General features: G+C 51.3%; 2 protein-coding genes. One reads left to right on the plus strand and one right to left on the minus strand.

The window, feature by feature from the left end:
• A partial coding sequence (locus WBM98_RS10180) for an IS701 family transposase (RefSeq protein WP_424365915.1) occupies nucleotides 1–953 on the plus strand: 953 nt, incomplete at its 5' end.
• Nucleotides 954–1,034: 81 nt separating this feature from the next.
• On the opposite strand, the gene WBM98_RS10185 is transcribed toward WBM98_RS10180, so the two are convergent.
• Entirely contained in the window at nucleotides 1,035–1,997 is a 963-nt protein-coding gene (locus tag WBM98_RS10185; RefSeq protein WP_424365916.1) for a hypothetical protein, read from the minus strand.
• Between the last annotated feature and the right edge of the window lie 248 nt (nucleotides 1,998–2,245).

Consider the following 2,245-nt stretch of genomic DNA (forward strand, 5'->3'; position numbering starts at 1 on the left):
CCAAATATCCCTGGTCGCAAAATGTCGTATCCATCGGCCTGTTGAAAATCATCAAAGGTCGCTGGGCTTGCTTGCCCTTGGCCTTTCGCTTTTACCACATGAAAAAAACGATCGACGCCGGTAACGTTACGGTCAACGACAAAACGTTCCTCTTCCAAACCAAGTTCGAGCAAGCTATTGAGATGCTCTCTAAAATAGCCGATGCTTTTCCCGATACCCCCTTGTTGATCGTGACTGATAGCTGGTTCGGAAACGATGGCTTGTTCAAACCCCTGCGCAAAACCATCGGACAGCATTGCCACATCCTTTCACGGTTGCGCGTCAACGCTTCTCTTTTCGATTCGCCACCCAAACGCCGCAAGCACCAACGGGGCAGGCCAAGAAAGTATGGCCGCAAATTGGGTTGCGCAACGACACTGGCAAAGCGAGCTAAAAGTCGCGTTACTCCCTACTCAGTCAACCTCTATGGCAAACAACGTGATGTATTGGCCTACGACAAAATTGTCATGCTTAAAACACTTAAGTGTGCCGTCCGGGTCGTCTGGATTTATCGCAAATCTCAGTGGATTGCGCTTTTTTCTACGGACCTCGATCTCTCCGTCGTACAGATCATCGAATACTACGGCGCCCGTTGGAAAATCGAGTCCGGTTTCAAAGAAATCAAGCAAGAAATCGGTAGCTCAAAAAGCCAAACCTGGAATCCTCATGCCGTCACCAACCATCTCAACTTCTGTATGATGGCAGCTACTGTTACGTGGGTTTACGCCGATCACCTTGATCACACTCCAAAGCGTTATTACGCTGTTAACAATCGAAAGCACTTCGCCTTTTCCGATGTGAGAAAACTCATCACTCAAGCAGCTCTCGATAATGATTTTGTTACCCTTTGCCCTAATCCGCGTAAACCAAAGCAAAATCCCTTCATCAGCGCATTGTTACGCATGGTCGCATAGGGGAAAATGGGAAACTTCAGTTACAGACAACAGAGTCCTAAAGTAACAGGGAGGCAATGCGCCTCCCTTACCAGTAGGCGTTCAGGAATGTACCAGCTCACTGGCCTGAGGATTCCAGTACCAGAGTGTATTCGAGGTCAGATGGACACCTCCGATCCAGCGGTCAATTGCAGTAGAATCGAGCCAGTTCTTGCGACCCGCCAACACCGCTTCGCCTTCCCTGGTAAGGGTTAACTTTTGTGCAGGGCTGATTGGCAGAGTCAGTTGCAGACCTTCCGGCAGTTCCAGCAGCGGTGGATCGGAATCGAGCAGTTCCTGCAGGATCACCCAGAAACTGGAATCCCCCATGAACTTTCGCTCTTCCAGTTGTATGGTGTCGCCGAACAACCGGCCGGGGGGACGCTCGCCCTGGGCGAGGATATTCAGGGCCCGTTGTGCGGTCAGGGACAATCCGCTGTCACAATCCGGATACTCCTGCAACTGCCTGAGCACAGCGCCCTCTAGAAACGGCAGCGCTGAGGTATCGATCTGTAACAACGCCTGCCACTCCTGCGGATTCGATGAACGGAACGCCGCCCAGGCCCACTTTGCCAATGACAACTGCCGGTCAGTGACTGGCGCTTCATACTCAATCAGGCTGGCGATCTGCTCAGGGGTGCACATGCCCAGATACTGCTCGGTGCAGATCATGCTCAGGCTGCCTGCAGCGGGCGGATTGTCGGCAAACCAGTCGAGGATCTGCAGAATCTGCAACTGGTCGTAGAGGTCGTGTTCAAACCAGAGGATCACCCTGTCGTAATCTCGAAAGTCTGCCAGAATTTGATCTCGTTCAGCAAAACTCTGTTCCACCTCATGGAGATCAGCCCAACCCCGCTCAGCGATAAACCTGGCGCGCACCTTCGACAGTTTAGGCAGCGACAACCCTGCGGGAACCGGACCATCATGCAGCACGTCCCGCCAGGGCAGATACTCCCCGGAAATGCCGGCTTTCCGCATCAGCTCGACCGCGCTGTCTCCATTGGTGATATTGAGAATACTCTCCATGTCACTCCCCGCTTGTTTCTAACCTGGATGATTCGAATAAAAATATCACATGACTACCCTTGATGCTCAGCATCATGACAGTCTTTTCTAGCCAGGAAAAGTCAAGAAAACCACAGAGCACACAGAGTACACAGAGAATTTAAAATAGTGGCAGGACTGCTATCTCAGTTATTCATCTCCTTTTTGTCCTCTGTGAGCTCTGTGTTCTCTGTGGTTTTCTTGACTTTTCCTGGCTAGAAAAGACTGTC

This window comes from Maribacter sp. (genome assembly GCF_049667165.1).
Lineage (GTDB): Bacteria > Bacteroidota > Bacteroidia > Flavobacteriales > Flavobacteriaceae > Maribacter_A.

What these genes read in the sequence shown, in the direction of transcription:
- WBM98_RS10185 (WP_424365916.1), bottom strand. Translation starts at nt 1,997, where the DNA reads ATGGAGAGTATTCTCAATATCACCAATGGAGACAGCGCGGTCGAGCTG.